The organism is Proteus cibi, from assembly GCF_003144405.1.
GTDB lineage: Bacteria > Pseudomonadota > Gammaproteobacteria > Enterobacterales > Enterobacteriaceae > Proteus > Proteus cibi.
On sequence record NZ_PENW01000015.1, the window covers coordinates 217,101 to 243,630 of the forward strand.

Genomic DNA, 26,530 nt, shown 5'->3' on the forward strand with positions numbered 1-26,530 from the left:
TATTTGCATTTAAACTAGGGGCATATTTTTTCTTTAGGTGAAATAAGATCAGTTATGCGTTGGAAGCTTTGGGTACTCATATCACTTTGTCTACATGCCTCACTTGTTGCGGCGGCGATGTTATATGTTGTAGAAGATAAGCCAGTTACACCTGAGCCTATCTCTATACAGATGTTGGCATTTGCAGCAGATGAGCCTGCAGGCGAACCAGAGCCTGTGGTTGAAGAAGTCACGCCTCCAGAACCCGAGCCTGTGGTTGAGCCTGAACCTGAGCCAGAACCTATTCCTGATGTAAAACCTATTATCGAAAAACCAATAGAGAAAAAACCAGAACCAAAACCGAAACCGAAGCCAAAACCTGTGGACAAACCGAAACCGCCTGTTGAACGACCACAACCTTTAGTGGTTAATAAAGGTCATGATCTCAAAAATCTTAACCCAACGGCAAAGCCCAGTGATAAAGGCGATGAAAAACCGGTTGCGGTGGCAAGCAGTGGTGAAGGCAAAGTTCCTAATGTAGTGCGCCAAGGTTTACCTGAATACCCTTCGCGAGCAAAAGCAGTGGGAATTGAAGGGTCTATAAAAGTACGTTTTGATGTTGATGCTGATGGGCGAGTCGACAATGTAGAAGTGATTTCTGCTGATCCCAAAAATGTGTTTGAACGTGAAGTAAAAAGAGCCATGCGCCAGTGGCGTTATGAAAAAATTCCTTATAAAGGAAAAGTGGTTGTTATTGAGTTCAAAATGACAGGAATATCAACAAGCTAACATCGATAAAGTTCAATGGCTAAATAAAGCAATATCACTATTTGATACCAGATAAATAAAAGGCACTTTAATTAGTGCCTTTTTAGTCTTTCAATTTTAATGTTTTCACGTTATTCGTCGTAATCGCATTGTCGTAATGGTGTTTTATTCCATGGTACTTGTTAGCGTGAAGTGAGCTTTACCTTCAGGTAAACGACGAGCTGAGTTGTTCTCATCAACGGCAACGTAGGTAAACACCGCTTCTGTTGCACGATAGCGTTGTCCGACAGGTTCTGTGGCGACTTTCTTAACCCAAACTTCAATATTAACAGTAATTGATGAGTTACCTGTTTTTAAGCATCGTGCATAGCAACAAACGACATCGCCAACAGCAACAGGTTTAAGAAAGGTAATGCCTGTTACGCTTACAGTAACGACACGACCTAACGCAATTTCTTTTGCTAAAATTGCACCACCGATGTCCATTTGAGACATTAACCAGCCACCGAAAATATCACCATTGGCGTTAGTATCAGCAGGCATGGCAAGGGTGCGTAAAACGAGCTCACCATTAGGCAAAGATTGTTGTTCAGTCATGAGGAATAATGTATCTGTATAGAATGTTGAAACCAAGGAGATATTTACTCGTCATACTTCAAGCCGTAGCGTGATTGGTTACATCTTGAATTATTTAGAGCACATATCTCCCAATAAAATAAAAATGATTATTCAGATTTTGAATGAGCATCGTGTGATGCTGGTTTAGATGCTTGTTTTGTCATAGCATCTGATAATTCGTGTTCACTATTTTCTGTCGTTTTATCTTCAGATTGTTCTTCGGGTAAACGGTTATTCCAGATATAAACCACACTAGCGATAGTAAAGATAAAGGTTAAAATAGTTAAGCCAAAGACTTTAAAATTAACCCAAGTCTCTTCCGCTAAAGAAAATGCCACATAAATATTACCAAGAGCACAAGCAAAAAAGAAAATCACCCATGCAATATTGAGTTTCTTCCAGTTAGCGGGTGGCATTGCAAGCTCTTTGCCTAACATTCTTTCCATTAAGGTTTTTGGCGTAAATAACTGCATACCAATTAAAACGATGGCAAAAATGGCATAAATAGCGGTTACTTTCCATTTAATAAAATCAGCAGAACGGAAGAAGATGGTTAACGAGCCAAAAATAGTGACCACGATAGCGGTAATGAGTGGCGCTTTCTCAACTTTATGGAAAATAAGCCATGTCAAGCCAACAGAGATCCACGTCGCGATAATTAATGCACCTGAAGCATAGAAGATATCTTGCCATTTATAGAAGATAAAAAACACTAATAGTGGAGCAAAATCAATTAATTGCTTAAGCCAGCCATTTTTCATAACAGATAGGAACCTATGGTAATTAAATTCATAAACTTGGCTATTCTAATGCAAAGCGACAGAAAATGGGTAAACAATTGCATATCTTTAATGACAGAGTGTTAATTTATACAAAAAACGCGAATTTTATCTGAAATAACGCAATGAAAAATCAACATAATTGCATTTAGGCGGAATTAAAATTAAAGCATGAGTTATGAAAGAGGATTTAAATATTACTCTAGTATATGATTCAGTAACTCATCAACATTATTGCCACTTTTTGATGAATGCATAAATAAAAAAGTATTTCTGATAAGAGGAAATCAATGAACGGAAAAAGAATAATAAAATGGATGCCAGGATTGGGCTTATTGTTTAATTATAAGCGTGATTACTTTGGCTATGACTTAAAAGCAGGGCTTTCTGTTGCTGCCGTTGCATTGCCAGTCGCAATTGCTTATACCGAATTATTAGGAATTAACGCGATTGTTGGGTTATATGCCTGTATTTTTCCGATGATTATTTATGCGTTATTTGGCACATCGCGTCAGTTAATTACAGGACCTGATGCCGCAACGTGTGCTGTTATTGCCGCTGTTGTTATTCCATTATCTGCCGGTGATGAAAATACACGATGGCAACTTGCCATTATCATGACGGCAATGACGGGATTTTGGTGTATTTTAGCCAGCCATTTTCGGTTAGGGGCTTTTACTGATTTTCTGTCTCGTCCTATTTTACAAGGGCTTTTAAATGGTGTCGCGATCACCATTATGGTTGGGCAAATTAGCAAAATATTTGGTTTTGATACCTCGCCCGATCACTTAATTGAAAAACTTATTGAAGTTCCGTTTCGATTAATGGATGCACATTTACCTACGGTATTGATGTCCGCAGTAACACTCGCCTTGTTATTGGGGATCCGCTATTTTCGTAGTCGATGGCCAGCACCCTTAATTGCCATGGTTGTGATGACTTATCTTAGTTGGCAATTTGATTTAGCAAGTTATGGCATTGCTATTGTGAATAAAGAGGCAGGAAATGTTGACCTATTTCTACCCGTAGTCTCGATGAGCGGATTTCATCCCGGCGTATTACGAGAATTATTGGTTCCATCTATAAACTTGGCTGTCATTAGCTTTGTGAGTTTTATGATGACGGCACGCAGTTTTGCCAGCAAAAATGGTTATGATGTCGATGCAGACCAAGAATTAAAAGCATTAGGTATTGCCAATATTGCAGCAGCACTTTCACAAGGATTTGCGGTAAGTGCAGCAAGCAGTCGTACTGCAGTCAATGATTCTGTCGGTGGTAAAACGCAGTTAGTTTCTATTATTGCGGCATTGGTGATTTTGCTTGTGTTGTTATTTATGACCGATTTTCTCGCCTATATTCCATTATCTTCATTAGGCATAGTATTGATTGTTTCTTCATGGTCATTGCTGAGTATTCGTCATATTTGGTCTTATCGTAAACGTAATAAACAAGCATTTACATTGGCATCTTTTACATTATTAGCCGTGTTATTGGCTGGGCTAATTAACGGTATCGGCTTTGCGGTTTTATTAGGTTTGCTACAGTTTTTACGTATTGTTTTTCGTCCAAGCGACCAATTATTGGGTGTTGATGAACAAGGTATGGTTCACTCAATGAATAAGGATAATGGTATTGAGCCGATTGAAGGCTTAATGATGTACCGTTTTAATTCACCATTGACTTATTTTAATGTGGGTTACTTTAAAAAACGGGTACTTCAACTTGTTGATAGTGCACCTCAACGTCCAGCATGGTTAGCTGTGGATGCGGCTGTAAGCTTTACCTATGACGATGTTAGCGTATTTGCTGCGATTGATGAACTAATACGCGAGTTACGAATAAAGGGCGTTAAATTGGTTTTAGCGGGGCGCAGAACAGAGTTAAATCGTTGGATTGAACGTAACAGAATCTCGCTCAATGAAGATGACTTGATTATTGCGCCAGATCTTTATTTTGTGATCCGACTGTATCAAAGTCGACAGCAAATTAAAGAGAAGCAAAAAGAGGCAAGAAAAGAGGCATTAAAACAAGAAGCTGAAAGCCAAAAAGTAGGGCGTAATGAAGTCCCGATACAAGACGTGCCGATAGAGAGCCACAGATCGACATCTTAAGCATTCCCGCTAAGTTTTATGAATGGTGTGATACATAAAAAGTAAAATCCCGTGATAAGTGGTTAGCTTATACACGGGATTTTTTATTGGTAAATTTTGTAAGTCGCTATGTGCTTTTAATAAATTAGCGCGTTTGTTGTGTTGTGTATTTGTTCTCAACCAACATAAACAAACGGAACAGATAAATAATTATCCAAGCCGAAGCCATATTTTTCAGAAAATAGAATAAGAAATTATGGATAAGATCAGGTAGTTGAATGGTAAGATTACTCACAAAGCCAATACCAAACTGCAATAAGATCCAAATACCTAAAGCAGGGATCAGTGAGCCAGATTCACTAAACCCAATTTTCCAACCTAAACGAATTGCACTTCCCATATTTTGTTGGCGAACTAAAACAACCGGCGCTAATGCAAAACCAATGAGCAAAATGATGCCAGGAATAATCATCACCATAAAACCTGCGCTAATTAAAATAGAGCACAGAACAATTAATAAAAACATTTTTGGTAAGCGAGGTAAACACGCGGTAAATGTTTGTCCTAGAGTCACATTGTGACCCGCCGAGATTGCCATGGCGAACATCAATAAGGTTAGTACCAAGATGCTTTGCTGTAATGTTTCAAATGCATACAGTGATAACACTTTTTTGGCTATACCCACGACACTGTTTGACATTGCCTCTAACTCAGCAGGCGAAGCAGAAGAAAGCTGTGTATTTTTAAAATTAGCCACAAACTCAATCATTAATTGGTATTCTTGAGGATTAGGACCAATGAAGACATGCACTATCGCTAAAATAACAGCAAGGATAGCGGAAAGGGTAACAATGCTACCTCGTTCATTCTTATAAAAATTCAGACTGTCTCGGTAGATTGTGCGTGCCGTGGTAGGCATGAAACTGCTCCTATAAAAATAGACTGTGTCAATGCGCGCTATTGTACCTTCAACAACAACAAAAAGGGATATTTTCTCTTACTTCTCTTATTTGGTTTTTTTCTTGATGTTAATAATCAAAATATCCGCGTAATTTAAATTTAATTAAACATTGGATTAACATAAAGATAACTTTATTTTTAAGTGTGTCTTTTAAGGATGTTTTTTATTCAAAAAATAGCAATAACTATAAATTTAATTATAAGAAAAAATTGTATTAATGGGTAATTTGATATGGATCAATTATAAATAATCGTATTGATAAATAATAAAAAGAGAAATAACACTTTCTGCAAAAATAATTCCAAAGTTGTGATCGGTATTAGATCATAATTATCAATAAATGGTTATATTTTTAGCGGAGATTTTACTTATTACAGGAATGGGTTAAATAATGAAAAAACTTTCTGCGCTTATTTTAGCGGCTGCAACTCTTGCGCCTTCTATTTCTTTTGCTCACCAAGCAGGTGATTTCTTATTCCGTGCAGGTACTGCAACAGTTCGTCCTAATGCGGGTTCTGATGCAATATTAGGTGGCGACCATTTTGAAGTAAATAATAATACTCAATTAGGTTTAACTTTTGGGTATATGATTACTGATAATATTGGTGTTGAGTTATTAGCAGCTACTCCTTTCGAACACAAAGTATCATTAACGGGTGTTGGTGAAATTGCAAAAGTTAAACATTTACCACCAACATTAATGGCTCAATATTACTTCGGTAATAGTGAAGATAAACTGCGTCCTTATTTAGGTGCAGGTTTGAACTTTACCACGTTCTTTGATGAGAAATTTAATAACAACCCTGCAGTAGGCACTGGAGCGGGTGGTTTAGGCTTAAATGGTCTTGATCTTAAGGATTCATGGGGCTTTGCAGCACAAGCAGGTTTAGATTATAACCTGGATAAAAACTGGATGTTGAATGCTTCTGTTTGGTGGATGAATATTGAAACAAAAGCAAGATTTAATAGTACAGTTGCTGATAAAGACTTTGACGTTAAAACACGTTTAGACCCATTTGTCTTTATGTTTGGTGTGGGCTACCGTTTCTAATTATTCTTTCTTTAAAAGAATATCTCATAATAAAAAGCGAAGTTTATCTTCGCTTTTTTTATCTCTAAAAGTTGAACAAAACTTTTCATTTTTTGATTGTATAACGTCTCTACTTTATTGTTGAATACATCATTTATGAGTAATTAAATATAGAGATAAATAGAAAAAGATGTATTTAATATATATCTTTTATCTTTATCTTCTTAATTAGATAAAAAAGAGTATTTTATTTATTAAAAATAAATGATTTTTTTAATAAACAAAAGAAGATATTAAATAGGTGTATTTAAAATGCATCTTTTGTTTAATGTTAGCCAAAGTGCTTTGTGCATCAGGAGATAGAAAAAAATAAAAAAGAATAAAAGAGGTTTAAGATAAGGAAATTTCATAAAAATAAGAAGGTTGTGTTTTAATCATTAAATGATTAATTATTCTTCTCAATTGTTCTTTTTATCAACGCATTTTAAAGCTGGGCAAAAACACCCTTTTTTTACTCTATTGACGTTTTTTATAAAAATTGATCTGCATTATGATAAAAGCTAGTGTGGCGAATAAAGTGCTTAGCAAAAAAAGACCACCGAACGGGTGGTCTAAAAAGTAAGGCTAAAGGAAGACTAGAATAAAGAAAGGATCAGCGAATAACCATTGAGTTGATAACACCTTTTACGCCAGTCACTTTACGGGTCGTTTCAATGGCACGATTAGCATCCGCTTGAGAAGAGACAAAACCACTGAGTTGAACTTTACCTTTAAATGTCTCGACGCTAATTTGTGTTGAGTTAAGATTTTTTTCACCTATTAATGCCGTTTTTACTTTGGTGGTGATCACTGAGTCATCAAAATATCCCCCAGTACCTTCTGATGTTGCAGTGGGTGAACATGCCGATAAGGTAAACGCCATAAGTAATGCCGCCATAACAGCGGAGATTTTTGCCCATAGTTTCATCATCAAACTCCTTTTAATCACATTATTGATTGAGTATTTATGAAAAGGAAATATAAAGCGCTTTATAAAGTATGTGCAAAAAAAAAATTTTTGCCAAATTTTTATCAGTGCGACTCAAGTCTCTTGAAGTAAGAAAAGAGGGAGTATTGCGCCATTTGATGCGGGTTAAGCAGCAAAATAAGTAATAAAAAGCGTGAGTTAATCAGTGTGGATTTCAGAGTAATCCGCTTAGAAAAATAGCAACGATTCTTCTAAAGCGGATCAAAAAGGGAAATTAAGCAATAGTCGCCGCTTTCATTTCTTTAACAAATTGAGTCAGTGCCTTTAGCATTACATCTGGTTGATGCAGGTTTTTCTCAATAATTTGAACAACCGCTGAGCCTGAAATTGCGCCCGCCGCGCCATTTGCAATCGCTTCTTTCACTTGTTTAGGTTCTGAAATCCCAAAACCTTGTAATGCAGGAGGGGCATTATAGGTTTTTAGTTTATCAGTAAGATGTGTTAGTGATTGTTCTGAACGTTTATCTGTGCCCGTTACACCTGCTCTTGATAATAAATAGGTATAACCTTTGCCTGATGTTGCTAACTCTTGTAAAAGTGCTTCGTCGGCATTAGGCGGGCAAATAAATATAGGATTGATATTTGCACGTTCTGCCGCTTCACGGAACGCTTTTGATTCGCGTAAAGGAACATCACCAATTAAGACAGAATCCACACCTGCTTGCTCGCATTTACTATAAAAATTATCGATGCCATTACTAAAAACTAGGTTGGCATAAACTAATAGACCAATAGGAATATTAGGATGTTTTTTGCGTACACTGGCTAAAAGCGCAAAGCAATCAGTGGGAGTTACCCCTACATTCAATGCTCGTAAATTAGCGCCTTGAATAGTAGGGCCATCAGCAAGAGGATCGGAAAATGGAATACCAATTTCTAATGCATCTGCGCCACCTTCAATTAAGGCATCAATAATTTGTAATGACAGCTCAGGAGAAGGATCACCGAGTGTGACAAAAGGAACGAATGCGCCTTGCTGTTTTTGTGCTAATGCTTCAAAGCATACTTGATAACGGCTCATTAGATTTCTCCTCTTGCAGCTAAAATATCGTTTACAGTAAAAATATCTTTATCACCACGGCCTGATAAGTTCACAATTAATAGCTGTTCTTTGTCAGGATTTTGTGCAATTAATTTCAGTGCATAAGCCAAAGCATGAGAAGATTCTAAGGCTGGAATAATTCCTTCTCGACGAGAAAGTGCTTTAAATGCTTCTATGGCTTCGTCATCGGTAACAGAAACATAATCAGCACGACCAATGCTATTTAAATGTGCGTGTTGTGGTCCAACTGATGGGAAATCAAGCCCCGCTGAAATTGAATATGACTCTTCAATTTGCCCTTCATCAGTCTGCATAATTGGGGATTTCATACCAAAATAGATCCCTAATTTTCCATGTTTCAGTGGTGCGCCATGTTCACCCGTTTCAATTCCTTTACCCGCAGGTTCAACACCAATGAGTTGCACAGACGTTTCTGGAATAAAGGAAGCGAATAAACCGATAGCATTAGAACCACCACCAATACAAGCGATAACGGCATCAGGTAGACGACCTTCACGCTCTAGGATTTGTGCTTTTGCCTCATCACCAATCATACGCTGAAATTCACGGACAATGGTTGGATAGGGATGAGGACCGGCTGCTGTACCTAATAAGTAATGCGCGCGATCATAACAGCCAGACCAGTCGCGTAATGCCTCATTACAGGCATCTTTTAAGGTAGATGAACCACTGTGAACGGGAATAACTTCAGCCCCCATTAAGCGCATACGAAATACATTAGGCGATTGGCGTTCGACATCTTTAGCCCCCATATAGATACGACATTTCATATTAAGCAGTGCACAGGCTAACGCAGTTGCAACACCATGCTGACCCGCGCCGGTTTCTGCAATAATTTCAGTTTTACCCATACGTTTTGCTAATAAAGCTTGCCCTAATACTTGGTTAGTTTTATGCGCGCCACCATGCAGTAAATCCTCACGTTTTAGATATAAACGCGTTCGCGTGCCTTCTGTTAAATTGCGACAAAGAGTTAGTGCCGTTGGTCTGCCAGCATAATTTTTTAATAAATCTTGGAATTCTTGCTGAAAAGAGGGATCGTTTTGTGCATCAATAAACGCTTGTTCGAGTTGATCCAATGCAGGAATTAAGATTTCAGGTACATATTGGCCACCAAATTCGCCAAAGTAGGGGTTAAGTTTTCTCATTGTGATGTCATCCTGTTTAAAATTTTATCTTTGCGAAATTTAATTTAGCTGTAATTGTGCAAATACTTGGTTCAGGCGTTGTGTATCTTTTATGCCCGGAGCCGATTCTACTCCGGAGTTAAAATCAAGCCCGATACAGCCTGTTTTAACCGCATCTAAACAGTTTTCACTGTTAAGACCACCTGCAAGTAACGCTTTCTCACGTAATGTGTTAGGAATTTTTTGCCAATTAAATGGTGTTCCTGTGCCACCCGTGCCGTTATCAAGTACATATTTATTAACATGTGAAACGGGAAGAATATCCGTGTGGATTGCCATATTTATTGCTTGCCAAATCTCACAGCTAGGCTCAATTTTTTGTCTAAGCTGCGCAATAAACTGAGCATCTTCTTGTCCGTGTAATTGAATGGCAGATAAATTCAGTTTTTTTGCATAGTCACAAATAAGTTCAATAGGTTGGTTTTGAAAAACACCCACAAACGCTAAGGGCGCTTGTGTTATCAATTCTTGTGCTTGTGACAATGTCACTTTACGCGGGGATTTCTCTGCGAAAATCAACCCTGCATAGTAAGCGCCGGCTTGATAAACCGCTTTTATATCTTGTGTACGGGTTAACCCGCACACTTTATGCTTTCCCAAAACTAGCGCTCTCACCGCTTGGTCAATATTCTCTTGTGACATTAAGGCGCTACCTACCAGAAAACCATTTGCATATTGGCTTAACGCTTGAACTTGCTGGTGGGTATGAATACCCGATTCACTGATCACGATTGCCTCTTTAGGCAATCCTTGGCTTAACTGCTGGGTACGCGCTAAATCGATAGAGAGATCACGTAAATCACGATTGTTAATACCAATAACTTTGGCATTGAGATTAATAGCACGTTGACGCTCTTCTTCGGTACTGACTTCAGTTAATACCCCCATATTTAATTGATGAGCAACGGCTGATAGTGCACGATATTGCTCATCATCTAAGACAGAAAGCATTAATAAAATGGCATCTGCTTGATAAAAGCGAGCTAAATAGATTTGGTATTCATCAATAATAAAATCTTTGCACAAAACGGGTTGATGCACGGCTTGGCTAACGAGGCGTAAATAATCAAAGCTTCCTTGAAAATATTTTTCATCAGTTAATACCGAAATTGCAGCAGCATAAGGCTGATAAATTTTTGCAATTGTTGCGGGATCAAAACCAGCACGGATCAACCCTTTTGAAGGCGATGCTTTTTTACACTCTAAAATAAAAACCGTATTAGATTGCGTTAATGCCTGATAAAACGAGCGTGTTGATGGCGCTATTTGGTGCACAAATTCTGATAATGGTTGACTTGCTTTACGTGCAATCAGGTATTCAGCTTTATCTTTTACAATGGCGTTTAATACAGTCATGCTTTTATCCTCTTGCGGCTAATGCAGTTACACGATTTATTGCTTTACCGCTATAAATGGCGTGCATCGCAATTTCAGTATTTATTTTTAAATCTTCTTGCCCATGTAAACGCATTAATAAAGCGACATTAGCTGCAACAGATTCGGTATGTGCTCTTTTTCCTTCGCCTTGTAATAAATCTGCCAATAATTGACGGTTTACTTCAGGCGTACCACCTTCTAAATCAGTCATGGCGCAAGGGCGAAGACCAAAATCACTTGGTGTCAGTTGATAACGTGTAATTTCACCATTACGTAATTCAGCGACTTGAGTCGGTGCATGTAGTGAAACTTCATCCATTCCACCACTATGAACAACAGCAGCACGCTCATAACCTAAAACTTTTAATGTATCTGCGATAGGCATCAATAATTCTGGGCTATACACACCAATTAGTGCTAATGGCGGACGCGCAGGGTTGATCAATGGCCCTAATACATTAAATAACGTGCGTGTTTTCAATTGTTGGCGAACGGGGGCTGCAAAACGAAAACCACTGTGATACTGAGGTGCAAATAAAAAGCATAAACCCACTTCATCCAGTAATTGGCGCGCATCATCAGCACTTCTGTCTAGAGGGATACCAAATGCGGCTAATAAGTCGGAAGATCCAGAGCGGCTGGATACGCTACGATTACCATGTTTCGCAACTTTGATACCAACTTCAGCCGCAACAAAGGCGCTTGCTGTTGAAATATTGATACTGTTGGCACCATCTCCGCCTGTACCGACAATGTCACAAAAAGTGTAATCAGGGCGAGGAAAGGGCTGTGCATTTTCAAGGAGTGCGCGTACCGCACCCGCAATTTCTTGAGGATGTTCACCGCGCATTTTCATGCTGATCAACACAGCTGCTAATTGTGATTCTGTCAACTCACCGCGAATAATGGCGCTAAACAGTGTTTGACTTTCTTCTAATGTTAACTGTTGTGCGCTAAATAATTTGTTGAAGATAGTTTCCATTTTATGCGTCTCCTTTAGGAGTTAATGCCCATGCGATTGTTTGTTCTAAAAGTTGTGCGCCTTTTGTGGTTAAAATTGATTCTGGGTGAAACTGAAAACCACAGGTTTTATGTTGACGGTGACGCACCGCCATAACAGTGTTATCGCACCAAGCATTAATAATGAGTTGTTCTGGAACTTGTTCTCCTGAAAGCGAATGATAACGAGCAACAGGTAAAGGGTTAGGTAAATTCATAAACATTTCGCTGTTATCGTGTTCAGCTAATGTTGCTTTGCCGTGTAAAATCTCCCCACATGAAGAAACTTTGCCACCGTAAGCCTCAATAATGGCTTGATGACCTAAACAAATACCAATCACAGGCAACGTGCCTAATACACGTTTTAACAGTTCAGGCATACAACCTGCTTGTGAGGGGGCTCCAGGTCCCGGAGATAACAGTAAAATTGGGTTATCGAGTTCACGTAATTTTTGCTCAATAAAATCGGCTGTGACGCGATTGCGATAAATTACAACGTTATTACCAAGGCTACGTAATTGATCGACAAGGTTATAAGTAAATGAGTCGATGTTATCGAGTAGTAAGATAGTCGCCATTAGCAAGCCTCCTGCAGTTGTGTATCAGTATGAGCTTGTAAAATAGCGTTGATTACAGCTTGTGATTTATTGCGTGTCTCTTCAGCTTCCATTTGAGGATCTGAATCAAGTACAATTCCGGCACCAACTTGAATAGTGGCAATATTATTTTCAACATAAGCAGAACGAATAACTATGCAAGTATCAAAGTCTCCTGCACCAGTAAAATAGCCGATAGCCCCCCCGTAGCTGCCACGTTTTGTTTTTTCATAACGCGCTATCAATTGCATTGCACTGACTTTAGGTGCTCCCGATAACGTTCCCATATTCATACACGCTTGATAAGCATGAAAAATATCTAAGTCATCACGTAATTTACCCACAACTCTTGAGACTAAGTGCATGACAAAAGCATACCGATCAACTTTTGTTAATTCCGCGACATAACGGCTACCCGCTTGGCAAATACGTGCTAAATCATTACGTGCCAAATCAACTAACATTAAATGTTCAGAAAGTTCTTTCGTATCAGTGCGCATTTCAAGTTCAATTCGACTGTCTAAATCGGCATTGATCGAACCATCTGCGTTACGTCCCCTTGGGCGAGTTCCTGCGATTGGATAGATTTCAATTTGGCGGTTGCTTGTTTGATATTTCAATGCACTTTCTGGTGATGCACCAAATACCGTGAACAAAGCATCTTGCATATAGAACAAATAAGGGCTTGGATTTTTCTCTTTCAATACTTGATAAGCGGCAAGGGGTGAAGGGCAAGCAACTTGAAAGCGACGTGATGGAACAACTTGGAAAATATCACCACGACGAATATAGGTTTTCATTGCCTCAACGATATCGCCATAACCTTTATCATCCATATTGCCTTGTATTGTTGACTCTGTTGCTGTTAGAGCGCGACGAGTAGGATGTTTTAACGGTTGTTTAGCCTGTGAGATTAACTCAGATTGTCGTGAAATGAGGCGCTGAGATTCTGCTTTATCCTCTGTAAAAGCAATAGAAATTAACTGACTATCTTTATTCTGATGGTCGATCACGATTAATTGTTCTGCTAAGTAAAAGCAGTAGTCTGGGCATGAAAATACAGTGTCTAATTCAGGAATAGGTTCAAATCCACTGACTAAATCATAAGCAAATAAGCCACCAATAAAAATAGCATTAGCCTCTTCAGAGTCTTTATTAGCAAGAAAGAAGCGTAACGCATCAAATACGCTAGCTGATTTTAATTTGCTTTCTTCATCAATATCTTGTGCAGGTGCCGAAAAAGTAAAAACACACTGTTTATCGCTCTGTTGCATTAAGACGGCTTTTTCTTTTAGTGCGATTTTTAATGCAGGTAATAAAGCTTGTCCATTCACGCTTAATGCATCAATAGTGACTTGATTTTTTACTGCACTGATACGTAATGCGCTATCAACAATTAACAAACTTTTTAAGTTTGCTTTAGTGTCAATTTGTGCAGATTCTAACAACAATGTGTGATGTTTGTTTTCACATAATGTATTGAAAAGTAAAGCCGGTTCGCTGTGGTAAGGCAGTGGCATTGCCTTGGTATTAAATGAGAATGCAAGTGATGTATTCATTTTTATCGCTCTATATTATTTTTTACTGGCTACTTTTAACGCATAAAAAAACCCGCGTAGGCGGGTTTTAGATATCACTGACGTGAAGCAGGAGATCAAACCGCCCATAAAAGAGTATTGCGCCACCAAAGAGCGATAAGACGTTGATTGATATTCATAAGATCTCCTTACAGCTAACGACAGATAATTGATTAATAGACTAGCTCGTGTTGTGTACTAGTAAACTGGATTGCGTTAGGTTCGTCAAGTACTTTATGGCATACTCTTTAAAAATTATTATCTTGCTAAGGTGAAAAGGGAGAAGCGATGACAGAAGTGCTATCTGATTTAAGAGTGATTTATGATTTGCACAGCCACACTACCGCGTCAGATGGCGAGCTTTCACCAAAAGAATTGGTAGAGAGAGCGATAGAACGTCAAATTAATGTCTTAGCGATTACGGATCACGATACAACGGCGGCAATTACTCCTGCTAATGATTATATTGCAGAAAAAAATCTGCCTCTTACCCTGATATCAGGTGTCGAAATATCGACTTTATGGGAGAATATAGAAATCCATATCGTTGGATTGAATATTGATATCAACCATAATGCGATGAAAGCGCTTCTCTCGTCACAAAGCCAATGTCGCGAAACTCGTGCGATAATGATAGGTGAGCGATTAGAAAAAGCGGGTATTGCAAATGCATTTGAAGGTGCAAAGGCATTAGCACAAGATGGGCAAGTTACACGAGGACATTTTGCCCGTTTTCTCGTGAATGAAGGGCATGTTGCCTCAGTTAATAAAGTGTTTAAACGTTATTTAGCGAAAGGTAAAACGGGTTATGTGCCACCACAGTGGTGTTCAATCGGTGACGCTGTCACAGCGATTCATGAGGCTGGTGGTGTTGCTGTGTTAGCACATCCGGGACGATATGGTCTATCCTCTAAATGGTTAAAGCGCTTAACACTTTATTTTAAACAACTCGGTGGTGATGCAATCGAAGTGGCACAATGCCAACAACCACCACAAGAACGGGAACAACACGCAGCATTAGCGCAACTTTATGGGCTAAAAGCTTCGTTAGGTTCTGATTTTCATCGCCCTTGCTCGTGGATAGAATTGGGGCGTAATTTATGGTTACCCAGTGGCGTAGAACCCGTTTGGTCGCTATGGCAAGAGTAACATTAGAAATTCGTTGAGGGATGTATGAGCCAACTTTTTTATATTCACCCTGATAATCCGCAGGCTCGTTTAATTGAACAAAGTGCTGATATTTTACGCAAAGGCGGTGTGGTGATTTATCCAACAGACTCTGGCTATGCTATTGGCTGTTGTTTAGAAAATAAAGATGCAATGACGCGGATTTGTCGTATTCGCCAATTAGATAAAAATCACAATTTCACATTGATGTGTCGTGATTTATCAGAAATCGCTAATTACGCTTATGTTGATAATGTCGTGTTTCGTTTAATAAAAAATAACACGCCAGGTAATTACACCTTTATATTAAAAGCGACGAAAGATGTACCAAAGCGTTTGATGAATGATAAGCGTAAAACTATTGGTTTACGTGTTCCTTCTAATCCGATTGCTCTGGCATTGTTAGAAAATATAGGTGAGCCATTAATGTCAACAAGCCTGATTTTACCGGGTAATGACTTTGCTGAATCTGATCCGGAAGAGATCGAGGATTTATTAAGCAAACAAGTTGATTTGGTGATCCATGGTGGCTATTTAGGACAAAAACCGACAACAGTAATTGATTTAACAGAAGATACCCCAGTTATCGTACGTGAAGGTACGGGGGATATTACGCCATTTCAGTAAGTCATTTAGTGACTTAAACTGAATTGAATACAAATGGCGCGATAGTGAAAAAATTTATCACGAGATAAAGAGATAAAAGGTGAAGGGATTTATTGCTTGTGTTAAATTTATACATCGCGATAAAAATCACGATGTCTATTTTTGAAATCGGTTATATCAATGCGTATTTTAAACGCTAAACACAATAATTCGATCTACAAATAAGCGGCTAAGCTATCGTTAGGAGTTGCCAACATCGTTTTATCGTCACTATTTATCACAATGTTGATGTGAAAGATCATCAACATTGTTTATTATTGAATCAATAAACCTGTGTTTATTTCTTATTTTAATAAACATGGGTTATTTTTATTTAATTGATTTTTAAAAATTAATTCTATTTTTATGACGCCTGTGAAGGCGACACATGAGGTTGTTTCATGAGCGATAAATCGCAACGCACTGAAAAATTACAAAAAATCCTTGCTCGTTCTGGTCACGGTTCTCGCCGTGAAATTGAAGGCTATCTTCAAGAGGGACGTATCAGCATTGATGGTACAAAAGCGAAATTAGGTGATCGTATCGATGTCACCACTACAGCAAAAATCCGCTTAGATGGCCGCATTCTAAATATTCGTGAAGCACAAAAAGATGTCTGCCGTGTGCTTGCTTATTACAAACCTGAAGGTGAGCTATGCACTCGTAGTGATCCGCAAGGTCGTCCGACTGTATTCCAACGTCTTCCTCGCCTTAACAGTGCTCGCTGGATTGCAGTGGGTCGTCTTGATGTGAATACCAGCGGATTACTGTTATTTACAACAGATGGTGAATTAGCCAACCGTTTAATGCATCCTAGCCGTGAAGTTGAGCGTGAATATGCTGTCCGTGTTTTTGGTGAAATTGATGATGCGAAAATTCGTCAATTAACGCGTGGTGTACAATTAGAAGATGGTCCTGCTTCATTCCGCTCAGTGTCTTACCGTGGTGGTGAGGGGATTAACCAATGGTACAACGTTTCACTAACCGAAGGACGTAACCGCGAAGTTCGTCGTATGTGGGAAGCGGTCGGTGTTCAAGTCAGTCGTCTTATTCGTGTTCGTTACGGTGATATTGATTTACCGAAAGGTTTACCGCGTGGGGGTTGGGTTGAACTTGGGTTAGATCAAATCAACTATTTGCGTCAGTTAGTTGAATTAAATGATGAAACAGTCACAAAAGTTGCAGTAGAAAAAGATCAGCGTCGTATTAAAGCGAATCAGATCCGTCGTGCGGTTAAGCGTCATACTAAAATATCAACACGTACTTCAACATCACCTGCTAAAAGAGCATCAAGTCGTCGCCAATCAGCAGGAAATAAAAAGTAATTAGCGAATAATTATTTATTATTTCAAATTAAAATATCATTTCTTATTAAGAAGCACTCATGAAAAATGGGGGCTTTTTTTTTGATGGCTTTCTTTTTATTATAAATAAATTTATGATACGCATATTGTCGCCCAATATAAATTGATATTTAACGATAAGGCATTCAAAATAATATGTATCGTTATTTTTATTTGATAATAGTGCTATATATAACACCTTTAGTTACGGGATGTGATAATCCCGCAATAAGAGAAAAACAAAATGGTGTTTTCTATATCAGTAATAATCAATTAGAGCTTTTAGAGTTTAAAGTTGATAATACGAAATTTCTGATGGGAAAAGGTGAAGTAAAAAAAATAAAACTCAATAATGGTGAACATGTATTGGTTGATAGCCAAGGTAAACAAAGTGTATTTATGGTGTATCCAGGAAATCGAGGTGGAATAATTAATCCTAATAGGGATATATATTATAGTTTCACCGCGTTATTTAAACAAGAGTATGCGCCATCTGAGGAAACACGCATAGATGAGCGGACTGTATGGGTAAATGGTATACTTTTAAGAGGCGCAATTAATAGTTCGGATTCTCTTTTTATTGATAATAATATATTTAACTGTGATATTCCAATCGATGAATCATTACCGACTTATTTATCTGATTGGGAAGGTAATGAAAAAGTGAATGTATTGACAAAATGTTTTACAAGAGATGATTTTTATCAATATATTATTAAATTTCCCTACGGTATTAAATTTCATTCTGAGCATAATTTATTAACTCAATACAACGAAAAAGATAATTTTAATTGGATCGATAAAAATAATACACGAACAGATAGTTTATCTCCGTTAGAATATAACTTTAGTTTTCGTGATGAAAAATTAATGAAAGAGGCAATAAGTATTCATAAAATAGTTGAAAAATATTTAACCTCAAGAGACCCAACAGAAAGAAAATTATTTTATGATGAGTATCATGAACATATCATAAAGATGGCAATACTTTATGATCAACAAATAAGAAATCATATTTTTATTGATAGAGAGATGTATTTAGACTTTATTAAAAAGAATGGGCGTATATTCGGTGCCGGTATTTTAGGGGAACCTATTCTTATTTAATAGTTAATATGGAGGCTTTTTTACACCATGATTACCAATCTATGCCTTTTTGTGCTTTTATCCCACTATCAAAAGCATGTTTAAGAGGGCGCATTTCTGTCACAGTATCTGCTAACTCGATTAATTTTCTATGGCAGCCTCTTCCTGTAATTATGACATTTTGGTGGGAAGGACGAGTGTTAATCGCTGAAACAACCTCATCTAATGGTAAATAGTTAAAGCTAATCATATAGGTGATTTCATCGAGAATAACCAGATCGTATTCTGGATCATTAAGTAGCTTGAGTGCATATTGCCAAGTATTTAAACAGGCAATTGTATCTGTATTTTTATCTTGTGTTTCCCAAGTAAAACCTGTCTCCATTACATAAAAAGGTACACCAAATTGTTCTAATAGATTACGTTCACCATTTTCCCATGTACCTTTGATAAACTGCACAACACCGACCTTTTTTTGATGACCGACAGCGCGTGTCGCGGTTCCCATCGCTGCCGTTGTTTTCCCTTTACCGTTGCCTGTAAAGATCATCAGAATACCTTGTTCTTGCTGAGCTTGCTCAATTCGGGTATCTACTTTCTCTTTTAGACGTTGTTGGCGTTTTTGGTGTTGTGCATCATTCATTTTACTACCTCAAACTTAAATTACGTTATTCAGCGGGACCCGCTTTACGACCAGGTTGCGCATCTAAAGATTGACCTTTCACATCAATACTGTCATCGCTCATTAAATAGAGATATAACGGCATCAAATCTTTAGGTGTTTTCAGCATTTGTGCATTTTCATCTGGGAATGCACTTGCTCGCATGGCGGTACGAGTGCCACCAGGATTAATACAGTTAATGCGCAAGGTACTTTCTTTATATTCTTCATTAAGTACCTGCATAAAGCCTTCTGTTGCGAATTTAGATACAGAATAAGCCCCCCAACCATAACGACCTTGGCGACCGACACTCGATGTGGTGAGGATAAGGCTTGCGTGAGGGGCTTTTAGCATTAAAGGTAACAGTGCTTTGGTAAGCATAAATGTCGCATTAACGTTAACTTGCATAACATCATGCCAAAGGTTGCTAGGTTGATTAATGATAGGTTCAACAACACCGAGCAGACCCGCATTTTGCAACACACCATCGAGATGAGGAAAACGTTTAACGAGAGTATCAGCAAATTGCTGAAAATCGTTCTCTGTCGCTGTAAGTAGATCAAGTGGATATAACATGGGCTGTTGGCCACCTGATGTAATGATCTCTTCTTGAACACTTTCAAGTTTTGATAGAGTACGGCTTAATAAGATTAGTGTTGCGCCATATTGCGCATAAGTTAGTGCAGCTTCCTTTCCGATGCCATCACCAGCACCTGTTACTAGAATAATTTTATCTTTTAGCACGCTATGATCGGGTTGATATTGCAACATATTGATATCCTGTCTAGTAAAAAGTAAATAAAGTGTAACGCCTTATTTGCTTATCGACCAGTTTAGTCTGATTTTTTGTTTACAATTTGTGACTGTTTTCTTTATGGTATTAAACATAATCATGCCTTTGTTGCTGGCGCTAAAGCAGAATTTCGTTAAACTAGGCATATTGGTTTTAGTCAGTGTTATTAACCTTAAAAAGAGGTCTTTGTGGAGTATATTTTACAATATGGACTGTTTTTAGCAGAAATCGTTACTGTTGTTGTGGCGATTATCGCTATCGTGTTGTTTTTCGTTGTGATTGGAAATAAAAAGCAAAATCGTAAAGGGACATTAAGAGTCACGGATCTTGCTGAAGCTTACGAAGAAAAACAACGCGTTATGCAACAAGCAAAAATGGACGATGCTGAATTAAAAGTCTGGTATAAAGCGTTTAAAAAGCAACAGAAAAAAGAGAATAAACAGAATAAAAACAATGCGAAAGAAGGTAAAAAAGGCATTGTAAAACCTTGTTTATATGTGCTTGATTTTAACGGTAGTATGGATGCGCACGAAGTGGGTGCATTACGTGAAGAGATCAGTGCCATTCTTTCTGTTGCACAAGCCAGTGATGAAGTATTACTACGTTTAGAGAGCCCTGGTGGCATGGTTCACGGATATGGATTAGCGGCTGCTCAATTAACACGCTTAAAAGAAAAGGGGATTAAACTGACTGCAGTGGTTGATAAAGTCGCTGCTAGTGGGGGATATATGATGGCATGTGTGGCAGATAAAATTGTTGCTGCACCCTTTGCGATTATTGGCTCGATTGGTGTGGTGGCTCAGATCCCTAACATTCACCGTTTACTCAAGAAAAATGATATTGATGTTGAGTTACATACTGCTGGCGAATATAAGCGTACATTGACCTTATTAGGCGAAAATACGGAAGAAGGTCGTGAGAAATTTAAGCAAGATTTAAATGAAACGCATCTATTGTTTAAATCATTTGTGCATCATTATCGCCCTCAACTGGATATCGATAGTGTTGCAACGGGTGAATATTGGTATGGCTCAGAAGCGTTAAATAGAGGTTTAATTGATGAGGTTGGTGTGAGTGATGATTGGTTAATCAATCATATTAATGACTTTGACGTTCTCTCTATCCAATATGTCACTAAAAAGAAAATGGTTGAACGTGTTACCGGCGGTGCAATGGAAAGCATTGATAAACTGATGATGCGTTGGGTACAAAGAAGTAAAAAACCGTTACTATAAGCCAAATAAATACGTATAAATGATATCAGTGATACTGTTTATCGCTGATATCCTCTTTTCTTATTCAATTACTATGCCTAAACCTTCCCAAAAAATATTCTAAGCCCCTATTTTTTAAAATTCTATTTCGATAAGGCAAAAAAAAGCCAGTGAAAATTTCACTGGCAATCAAAGAAATAATTGATATTGCTTATAACAACAACAACTGGGTAAATATTTCCTCTTTCTAGGAGGCTTCAATATAGCCGTAAATATAAAATAAAAATAATTGATATTACGGATTGTATTGATAGGTAAATATTATCGTGAGTTGAGTTGTAACAGAAAATTCGCGTCATAATGAAGTTGAATTTTTATTCTTTATTTTCGATTTGTTATGCCAGTTACTGGCACTAAATGAAGGCAATAACTGGCAAGTAAACGCTCTTTTTTATTATCGATAAAGCGTGAATCAATTTACTTTAGTGAATAAATAAAAATAATCACAAAGATGATTTATTCTAAATGGTATTTATCAGATAACACATGAGCTAAATGTTTAAACATATTGAATGCCGCTGTGCTTTTTGCTGTAGGTAAACCTTGTTCATCTAAAAAAAATTCGCCTTTAAATACGAGGACATTACCTTTTTGTTCCACTGAATCAGCACGCATACCTTGTAAATAATCTTCATGTTCATATATGATTTTATTCGCTTTTTCAAGTAGCATCTCTGTTGTAATCGGTGTAGTTTGTGTTGACATAATATGTGCTCCTTAGAAAAATAATTTGTTGCGCCTCACTTTTTATCAGGTAGAGTGTGGCATTTTTAAAAGCTTAGCTACTCTATATGTAGCAAACAATGGTTTGCCTGTTCCCGATCAAAGTAGTGAGGTGATTAAAATACCTCAAAAAAAGGCATGAGTTTTGAGCTCAAACAAAAGCTTTGAATAAAAACAGGTTGATATATTGCAAAACTAACGCAATATAAAAAAGAGATTTTAAACATTTTCTTAGTTGAGGGTATTAAACAATACCGTCATAACAAAGTTTAATTAGGTAAAGGTAATTATGGGTAAAGCTCTTGTTATCGTGGAGTCCCCGGCTAAAGCCAAAACGATCAATAAATATCTTGGCAATGACTACGTAGTTAAATCTAGCGTGGGTCACATTCGTGATTTGCCAAAGAGTGGTTCTGGCAGCCAGAAGAGCGAAAACTCATCCGCCACGAAAGGCGTGAAAAAAGTTAAAAAGGATGAGAAATCAGCCTTAGTCAGCCGTATGGGGGTTGATCCCTATAATGGATGGAATGCGAACTATCAAATTCTACCCGGCAAAGAAAAAGTCGTGGCTGAACTAAAAGCATTGGCTGAGAAAGCTGATCATGTCTATCTCGCAACGGACCTTGACCGCGAAGGAGAAGCTATCGCGTGGCATTTACGCGAAGTTATCGGCGGTGATGATGAGCGATTTAGTCGAGTGGTTTTTAACGAGATCACTAAAAATGCCATTACACAAGCTTTCCAAACGCCGGGTGAGTTAAATATAGATCGTGTTAACGCGCAACAAGCACGCCGCTTTATGGATCGTGTTGTGGGTTATATGGTTTCACCTTTACTTTGGAAAAAGGTTGCTCGTGGACTCTCTGCGGGTCGAGTACAATCCGTTGCTGTGCGCCTTTTAGTTGAACGTGAGCGTGAAATCAAAGCCTTTGTTCCTGAAGAATATTGGCAATTACATGCATCACTGTTAACGCCGGACGAACAGCCATTGCGCATGGAAGTCACGCATTATAATGATAAAGCCTTCAACCCTGTTTCATCTGATGAAACGCAGGTTGCGGTTAAAGCATTACAAAATGCGACCTTTACGGTAAAAGATCGTGAAGATAGACCGACATCAAGCAAACCAAGCGCACCACTTATCACATCAACCTTACAGCAAGCGGCAAGTACGCGTTTAAGCTTTGGTGTGAAAAAGACGATGATGCTCGCTCAACGCCTTTATGAAGCTGGTTATATAACCTATATGCGTACTGACTCAACTAATTTAAGTCAGGATGCAATTCAAATGGCGCGTGATTATATCAATGAGAATTTTGGCGCTAAATATTTGCCGAAAGAGCCAAATGTTTATTCGAGCAAAGAAAATTCTCAAGAAGCGCACGAAGCTATCCGTCCTTCTGATATCAATGTTATCGCAGAATCTTTAAAAGATATGGATAACGATGCCAAACGTTTATATCAACTGATTTGGAATCAATTTGTTGCTTGTCAAATGACACCCGCAAAATACGATTCAACGACATTAACCGTCGAATCAGGTGATTATAAATTACGTGCTAAAGGTCGTACTTTACGTTTTGCCGGTTGGACGAAAGTCATGCCAGCGATGCGTAATAAAGATGAAGATAAAACCTTACCAGCTGTTGATGTAGGGGCAAAACTGGCTTTAGCTGAATTAGAACCTACTCAGCACTTTACTAAGCCACCAGCACGTTTTAGCGAAGCGACTTTAGTTAAAGAATTGGAAAAACGCGGTATTGGTCGTCCTTCAACGTATGCATCTATCATTTCCACCATTCAAGATCGTGGTTATGTGAAAGTTGAAAACCGCCGTTTTTATGCAGAAAAAATGGGTGAAATTGTAACCGATCGCTTAGAAGAAAATTTTAGCGACTTAATGAATTACGATTTTACTGCGCAAATGGAAGATCATCTCGACCATGTTGCTAATAATGAAGAAAACTGGAAAGCGGTATTAGATGCATTCTTCACCGATTTTAGTCAGCAATTAGAGGTGGCTGAAAAAGATCCTGAAGAAGGCGGAATGCGACCCAATCCAATGGTGATCACGTCGATTGAATGCCCAACTTGTTCTCGTCATATGGGAATTAGAACGGCGACAACTGGCGTATTCTTAGGATGTTCGGGTTATGCTTTACCGCCTAAAGAGCGTTGTAAGCAAACCATTAACCTTATCCCTGAAGATGAATTATTAAATATTCTAGAAGGGGAAGATGCAGAAACTAACGCATTACGTGCACGTCGTCGTTGTCCGAAATGTGGTACTGCAATGGACAGTTACCTGATTGATACTCATCGTAAATTACATGTTTGTGGTAATAACCCTGCATGTGATGGTTATGAAGTTGAAGAAGGTGAATTCCGCTTAAAAGGGTATGAAGGTCCAGTTATCGAGTGCGATAAATGTGGCTCTGAAATGCACCTGAAAATGGGGCGTTTTGGTAAATACATGGGTTGTACTAATGATGACTGCAAAAATACCCGTAAGATCTTAAAAAGTGGTGAAATTGCACCACCGAAAGAAGATCCCGTTCCACTTCCTGAATTGCTATGCGAAAAATCAGATGCTTACTTTGTCTTACGAGATGGCGCTGCTGGTGTATTCCTGGCTGCAAACACGTTTCCTAAATCAAGAGAAACGCGAGCACCAAAAGTGGAAGAGCTGGTTCGCTTTAAAGACCGTTTAGCAGAGAAGATGCGCTATTTAGCAGAAGCTCCGGTAGCTGATCCTGAAGGAAACCCAACAATTGTGCGTTTTAGTCGTAAAACAAAACAGCAATATGTTTCTTCAGAGAAAGATGGCAAGGCAACAGGTTGGTCCGCGTTTTATGTTGATGGTAAATGGGTTGAAAAGACCAAATAACCTTGGCATTACGTGATAAATAAAAAAGCGGCTAATGAGAGTTAGTCGCTTTTTTGTATTAAGAAGGTATGCTAATTAAATAGACTAAAACAGTATTGATGGTTAATTTCAACTTGTCTGATATTTTACTTTGCTAATAATAAGACGGAGATACTATGAAACTGATCCCTTTGTTACTATCTGGCTTACTTTTTACTTCTGTTGCAAGCGCCGCAACATTAGATGTCACGTTAAAAGAAGCTTTACCGACCGGTGCAGGTAATGATATTGGCGTTGTTACTATCACTGAAACTGATTATGGACTGTTATTTACACCGAAACTCACTGGATTAACACCGGGTATTCATGGTTTTCATATTCATGCTAATGGTTCTTGTGAGCCGGAGATGAAAGAGGGCAAACCTGTACCTGCGTTAAAGGCTGGTGGGCATTTAGATCCTGAAAAAGTTGGTGTTCACTTGGGACCTTATAATAAAGATGGTCATCTAGGCGATCTACCCGGATTAGTTGTGAATGACAAAGGTGTTGCTGATTACGCAGTATTAGCGCCCAAACTCACTAAACTTGAGCAAGTGAAAGAGAAAGCCATTATGGTGCATGTGGGTGGCGATAACTATTCTGATGATCCCGCGGCTCTTGGCGGTGGTGGTGCAAGAATGGCATGTGGCGTGATCAAATAATTTAATGCCACTATGATTAAAAAAAGCTGACCGATAAGGTCGGCTTTTTTTATGCTTATTTATAGCTTATAACTATTCGATATAACAAAAGCTAAATAACGCTATTAATTACGTTAGACCGAAATGAAATAAGTGATATAGTGGTTATATATTACATCTTTATTATTCTTTTTAGTTATATGAATATAAATAGAATAACGGAATAATAAGTCTTTTGTTGAAGGGATAGCCTCTCTATGAAATTACAACAGTTGCGTTATATCGTTGAAGTGGTGAATAACGATTTGAATGTTTCGACCACGGCAGAGCGTTTGTATACATCTCAACCGGGAATAAGTAAACAAATTCGCATGTTAGAAGATGAGCTTGGTATACAAATATTTTCTCGCAGTGGTAAGCATCTAACGCATGTGACACCCGCGGGTGAAGAAATTGTCAGGTTATCTAGAGAGATTTTGTCAAAAACAGAAGCTATTCGATCAGCTGCGGGTGAACATACATATCCAGATAGGGGCTCGCTATCAATTGCAACAACGCATACGCAAGCTCGTTATGTATTGCCTCCAGTAATAAAAGGTTTTATTGAGCGTTATCCAGATGTGTCATTGCATATGAACCAAGGTTCGCCAACGCAAATTGCAGAAGATGTATGCAGAGGTAAAAGTGATTTTGCGATCGCAACAGAATCACTGCATCTTTATAACGATTTAGTGATGCTACCTTGTTATCGTTGGAACCGTATTGTTGTGGTTTCAAAAGATCATCCACTGGCACAAAAACGAGAAGTAACACTAAAAGAGCTTGCGGGTTACGATATCGTTACCTATACCCAAGGTTTTACAGGGCGCTCAGATCTTGATGATGCGTTCGGTAAAGTAGGGTTAAAACCTAAAATTGTTTTCACTGCAACTGATGCGGATGTCATTAAAACTTATGTGAGACTGCATTTAGGTATTGGTGTGATTGCCAGTATGGCATTTGATCCTGTACTTGATAGCGATTTAGTTGCCATTGATATGCGTGATAAATTTAGTTATAGCACCACTAAAATTGCGTTTCGTCGTAGTGGTTTCTTACGTGGCTATATGTATGATTTTATGTGGCGTTTTGCCCCTCATCTTACGCGTAATTTGATTGAGCAAGCTGTTGCGTTGCGAACTAACGAAGAGATTGAAGCGTTATTTAAAGATATCGAATTACCCTTGGTGTAATACTGAAA

21 protein-coding genes and 2 pseudogenes are annotated in these 26,530 nt (G+C 38.2%); 11 read left to right on the forward strand and 12 right to left on the reverse strand.

Annotated features, from left to right (window positions below):
• Positions 1-54: 54 nt before the first annotated feature.
• Complete coding sequence (tonB, locus tag DK865_RS08700; RefSeq protein ID WP_109391674.1) at positions 55-768, forward strand: TonB system transport protein TonB; 714 nt, start codon at positions 55-57, stop codon at positions 766-768.
• Between the two features lie 144 nt (positions 769-912).
• On the opposite strand, the gene yciA is transcribed toward tonB, so the two are convergent.
• Positions 913-1,344 (reverse strand): acyl-CoA thioester hydrolase YciA, encoded by a 432-nt coding sequence (yciA, locus tag DK865_RS08705; protein ID WP_006536988.1) that lies wholly within the window; start codon positions 1,342-1,344, stop codon positions 913-915.
• A gap of 227 nt (positions 1,345-1,571) precedes the next feature.
• Positions 1,572-2,126, reverse strand: a pseudogene (locus DK865_RS08710) (septation protein A); the annotation flags it as partial.
• 308 nt (positions 2,127-2,434) lie between these two features.
• Between DK865_RS08710 and DK865_RS08715 the strand changes: the two are divergent.
• Positions 2,435-4,255 carry a SulP family inorganic anion transporter gene (locus DK865_RS08715; RefSeq protein WP_228407741.1) on the forward strand — a complete coding sequence of 607 codons (1,821 nt, stop codon included), beginning with the start codon at positions 2,435-2,437 and terminating at the stop codon, positions 4,253-4,255.
• 124 nt (positions 4,256-4,379) lie between these two features.
• Here the strand turns inward: DK865_RS08715 and DK865_RS08720 are convergent, their stop codons facing one another.
• Complete coding sequence (locus tag DK865_RS08720) at positions 4,380-5,153, reverse strand: YciC family protein (RefSeq protein ID WP_023582294.1); 774 nt, start codon at positions 5,151-5,153, stop codon at positions 4,380-4,382.
• Positions 5,154-5,586: 433 nt separating this feature from the next.
• Here DK865_RS08720 and ompW point away from each other — a divergent pair, with 433 nt between their 5' ends.
• Positions 5,587-6,246 (forward strand): outer membrane protein OmpW, encoded by a 660-nt coding sequence (gene ompW / locus DK865_RS08725; protein ID WP_109391676.1) that lies wholly within the window; start codon positions 5,587-5,589, stop codon positions 6,244-6,246.
• Between the two features lie 631 nt (positions 6,247-6,877).
• Here the strand turns inward: ompW and DK865_RS08730 are convergent.
• From DK865_RS08730 to DK865_RS08760, 6 genes and pseudogenes are all read right to left on the reverse strand, one after another.
• Positions 6,878-7,192, reverse strand: coding sequence for a BON domain-containing protein (locus tag DK865_RS08730; protein WP_006536978.1), 315 nt, complete (start codon positions 7,190-7,192; stop codon positions 6,878-6,880).
• A gap of 274 nt (positions 7,193-7,466) precedes the next feature.
• Entirely contained in the window at positions 7,467-8,273 is an 807-nt protein-coding gene (gene trpA, locus DK865_RS08735; RefSeq protein WP_023582291.1) for a tryptophan synthase subunit alpha, read from the reverse strand.
• Positions 8,273-9,463, reverse strand: a complete 1,191-nt coding sequence (gene trpB, locus DK865_RS08740) for a tryptophan synthase subunit beta (protein WP_069369250.1) — start codon at positions 9,461-9,463, stop codon at positions 8,273-8,275. Before trpB ends, trpA begins: the two co-directional genes overlap by 1 nt.
• A gap of 39 nt (positions 9,464-9,502) precedes the next feature.
• Complete coding sequence (gene trpCF / locus DK865_RS08745; protein ID WP_109391677.1) at positions 9,503-10,858, reverse strand: bifunctional indole-3-glycerol-phosphate synthase TrpC/phosphoribosylanthranilate isomerase TrpF; 1,356 nt, start codon at positions 10,856-10,858, stop codon at positions 9,503-9,505.
• Positions 10,859-10,862: 4 nt separating this feature from the next.
• Positions 10,863-12,456 (reverse strand): annotated as a pseudogene (gene trpD / locus DK865_RS18825) (bifunctional anthranilate synthase glutamate amidotransferase component TrpG/anthranilate phosphoribosyltransferase TrpD).
• The gene (locus DK865_RS08760; protein WP_109391679.1) at positions 12,456-14,033 is read right to left on the reverse strand and encodes an anthranilate synthase component 1; all 1,578 of its coding nucleotides are present in this window, start codon (positions 14,031-14,033) and stop codon (positions 12,456-12,458) included. The pseudogene trpD and the gene DK865_RS08760 overlap by 1 nt, the downstream one beginning before the upstream one ends.
• Before the next feature lie 306 nt (positions 14,034-14,339).
• Between DK865_RS08760 and rnm the strand changes: the two genes are divergently transcribed.
• The 4 genes from rnm to DK865_RS08780 all read left to right on the forward strand — a co-directional run bounded on the left by rnm (position 14,340) and on the right by DK865_RS08780 (position 18,313).
• Positions 14,340-15,200 (forward strand): RNase RNM, encoded by an 861-nt coding sequence (gene rnm / locus DK865_RS08765; protein WP_109391680.1) that lies wholly within the window; start codon positions 14,340-14,342, stop codon positions 15,198-15,200.
• Between the two features lie 24 nt (positions 15,201-15,224).
• Positions 15,225-15,845, forward strand: a complete 621-nt coding sequence (locus tag DK865_RS08770) for an L-threonylcarbamoyladenylate synthase (protein ID WP_023582284.1) — start codon at positions 15,225-15,227, stop codon at positions 15,843-15,845.
• A gap of 419 nt (positions 15,846-16,264) precedes the next feature.
• Positions 16,265-17,188, forward strand: coding sequence for a 23S rRNA pseudouridine(2605) synthase RluB (gene rluB, locus DK865_RS08775; RefSeq protein ID WP_023582283.1), 924 nt, complete (start codon positions 16,265-16,267; stop codon positions 17,186-17,188).
• Between the two features lie 174 nt (positions 17,189-17,362).
• Positions 17,363-18,313 carry a hypothetical protein gene (locus tag DK865_RS08780; protein WP_109391681.1) on the forward strand — a complete coding sequence of 317 codons (951 nt, stop codon included), beginning with the start codon at positions 17,363-17,365 and terminating at the stop codon, positions 18,311-18,313.
• A gap of 31 nt (positions 18,314-18,344) precedes the next feature.
• On the opposite strand, the gene cobO is transcribed toward DK865_RS08780, so the two are convergent.
• Together cobO and DK865_RS08790 are read right to left on the reverse strand one after the other, a co-directional pair.
• Positions 18,345-18,935, reverse strand: a complete 591-nt coding sequence (gene cobO / locus DK865_RS08785) for a cob(I)yrinic acid a,c-diamide adenosyltransferase (protein ID WP_109391682.1) — start codon at positions 18,933-18,935, stop codon at positions 18,345-18,347.
• A 25-nt stretch (positions 18,936-18,960) separates the two neighbouring features.
• Positions 18,961-19,722 (reverse strand): YciK family oxidoreductase, encoded by a 762-nt coding sequence (locus tag DK865_RS08790; RefSeq protein WP_194295195.1) that lies wholly within the window; start codon positions 19,720-19,722, stop codon positions 18,961-18,963.
• A gap of 213 nt (positions 19,723-19,935) precedes the next feature.
• Between DK865_RS08790 and sohB the strand changes: the two genes are divergently transcribed.
• Positions 19,936-20,982 (forward strand): protease SohB, encoded by a 1,047-nt coding sequence (gene sohB / locus DK865_RS08795; protein ID WP_109391683.1) that lies wholly within the window; start codon positions 19,936-19,938, stop codon positions 20,980-20,982.
• Between the two features lie 495 nt (positions 20,983-21,477).
• On the opposite strand, the gene DK865_RS08800 is transcribed toward sohB, so the two are convergent.
• On the reverse strand, positions 21,478-21,726 hold the full coding sequence (locus DK865_RS08800; RefSeq protein WP_023582279.1) for a YciN family protein: 249 nt from the start codon (positions 21,724-21,726) through the stop codon (positions 21,478-21,480).
• 307 nt (positions 21,727-22,033) lie between these two features.
• On the opposite strand from DK865_RS08800, the gene topA reads away from it, so the two are divergent.
• From topA to cysB, 3 genes are all read left to right on the forward strand, one after another.
• Positions 22,034-24,631 carry a type I DNA topoisomerase gene (gene topA / locus DK865_RS08805; RefSeq protein ID WP_023582278.1) on the forward strand — a complete coding sequence of 866 codons (2,598 nt, stop codon included), beginning with the start codon at positions 22,034-22,036 and terminating at the stop codon, positions 24,629-24,631.
• A 155-nt stretch (positions 24,632-24,786) separates the two neighbouring features.
• On the forward strand, positions 24,787-25,311 hold the full coding sequence (gene sodC, locus DK865_RS08810; RefSeq protein ID WP_023582277.1) for a superoxide dismutase family protein: 525 nt from the start codon (positions 24,787-24,789) through the stop codon (positions 25,309-25,311).
• Between the two features lie 236 nt (positions 25,312-25,547).
• Positions 25,548-26,522, forward strand: coding sequence for an HTH-type transcriptional regulator CysB (gene cysB / locus DK865_RS08815; protein ID WP_023582276.1), 975 nt, complete (start codon positions 25,548-25,550; stop codon positions 26,520-26,522).
• Positions 26,523-26,530: the final 8 nt, after the last annotated feature.

What these genes read in the sequence shown, in the direction of transcription:
- tonB (WP_109391674.1), top strand. Translation starts at nt 55, where the DNA reads ATGCGTTGGAAGCTTTGGGTACTCATATCACTTTGTCTACATGCCTCA.
- yciA (WP_006536988.1), bottom strand. Translation starts at nt 1,344, where the DNA reads ATGACTGAACAACAATCTTTGCCTAATGGTGAGCTCGTTTTACGCACC.
- DK865_RS08715 (WP_228407741.1), top strand. Translation starts at nt 2,435, where the DNA reads ATGAACGGAAAAAGAATAATAAAATGGATGCCAGGATTGGGCTTATTG.
- DK865_RS08720 (WP_023582294.1), bottom strand. Translation starts at nt 5,153, where the DNA reads ATGCCTACCACGGCACGCACAATCTACCGAGACAGTCTGAATTTTTAT.
- ompW (WP_109391676.1), top strand. Translation starts at nt 5,587, where the DNA reads ATGAAAAAACTTTCTGCGCTTATTTTAGCGGCTGCAACTCTTGCGCCT.
- DK865_RS08730 (WP_006536978.1), bottom strand. Translation starts at nt 7,192, where the DNA reads ATGAAACTATGGGCAAAAATCTCCGCTGTTATGGCGGCATTACTTATG.
- trpA (WP_023582291.1), bottom strand. Translation starts at nt 8,273, where the DNA reads ATGAGCCGTTATCAAGTATGCTTTGAAGCATTAGCACAAAAACAGCAA.
- trpB (WP_069369250.1), bottom strand. Translation starts at nt 9,463, where the DNA reads ATGAGAAAACTTAACCCCTACTTTGGCGAATTTGGTGGCCAATATGTA.
- trpCF (WP_109391677.1), bottom strand. Translation starts at nt 10,858, where the DNA reads ATGACTGTATTAAACGCCATTGTAAAAGATAAAGCTGAATACCTGATT.
- DK865_RS08760 (WP_109391679.1), bottom strand. Translation starts at nt 14,033, where the DNA reads ATGAATACATCACTTGCATTCTCATTTAATACCAAGGCAATGCCACTG.
- rnm (WP_109391680.1), top strand. Translation starts at nt 14,340, where the DNA reads ATGACAGAAGTGCTATCTGATTTAAGAGTGATTTATGATTTGCACAGC.
- DK865_RS08770 (WP_023582284.1), top strand. Translation starts at nt 15,225, where the DNA reads ATGAGCCAACTTTTTTATATTCACCCTGATAATCCGCAGGCTCGTTTA.
- rluB (WP_023582283.1), top strand. Translation starts at nt 16,265, where the DNA reads ATGAGCGATAAATCGCAACGCACTGAAAAATTACAAAAAATCCTTGCT.
- DK865_RS08780 (WP_109391681.1), top strand. Translation starts at nt 17,363, where the DNA reads ATGTATCGTTATTTTTATTTGATAATAGTGCTATATATAACACCTTTA.
- cobO (WP_109391682.1), bottom strand. Translation starts at nt 18,935, where the DNA reads ATGAATGATGCACAACACCAAAAACGCCAACAACGTCTAAAAGAGAAA.
- DK865_RS08800 (WP_023582279.1), bottom strand. Translation starts at nt 21,726, where the DNA reads ATGTCAACACAAACTACACCGATTACAACAGAGATGCTACTTGAAAAA.
- topA (WP_023582278.1), top strand. Translation starts at nt 22,034, where the DNA reads ATGGGTAAAGCTCTTGTTATCGTGGAGTCCCCGGCTAAAGCCAAAACG.
- sodC (WP_023582277.1), top strand. Translation starts at nt 24,787, where the DNA reads ATGAAACTGATCCCTTTGTTACTATCTGGCTTACTTTTTACTTCTGTT.
- cysB (WP_023582276.1), top strand. Translation starts at nt 25,548, where the DNA reads ATGAAATTACAACAGTTGCGTTATATCGTTGAAGTGGTGAATAACGAT.